Annotated in this window: 1 protein-coding gene; it reads right to left on the reverse strand. The window is 45.1% G+C overall.

Translation table 11 applies throughout. The features are described from left to right. Positions 1–79: 79 nt before the first annotated feature. Entirely contained in the window at positions 80–574 is a 495-nt protein-coding gene (locus LIX84_RS23350; protein ID WP_150879382.1) for a GNAT family N-acetyltransferase, read from the reverse strand. Positions 575–612 lie beyond the last annotated feature (38 nt).

A 612-nucleotide genomic window follows, 5' to 3' on the forward strand; every position in this document is an offset into this window, starting at 1 on the left:
ATTAAGGTGTGAGTGGCGCTTGGCTATACTTGAGCGAAGCGAAACTGCCAAGCGTTGCGAATCACTCTTGAATGCTTTGTTATGTGCGTACTAAACGGTAGCGCCTTACCGTACCCTCTCTGTCATCTGTGTAGTTACCGAGGTATTCACCACCACAGTTTTCTATGACTTTTTGAGACGCGGGATTGTCAGTTGAGCAAGTAACAATAACTGAATCAGTGACAACATGGTCTCGCACCCAAGCAAGCAGAAATGAGGCTACACCCTTACCACGAGCTGACGGTCTAGTTTCGTAGCCAACATGACCAATGACATTTTCTACGTTGGCATTAGTACCTTTGCGAACTCGGATTGCACCTAAAATTTCGGAGTTCGATACACAGTAGTAAGTTGTGCTAGGTAAATATCCCTTTGGTAACTCGGAGATTGCCTTTGAACGTTCGACCAAACCTGACAAATAAGCTGTCGGATCTTGCTCCACACCCGAATATTTTGGAATACCCGATTCTAGGCATTCTTTCGCATAACTCACTAATATTGGGGCCAAATTAGGGTTGGCCTCTACCACTTCCATGTCAATTTTCCTCATAAGCACATAACGCCCTGTTAAGG

Source organism: Vibrio sp. E14, from assembly GCF_020515785.1.
Classification (GTDB): Bacteria; Pseudomonadota; Gammaproteobacteria; order Enterobacterales; family Vibrionaceae; genus Vibrio; species Vibrio diabolicus.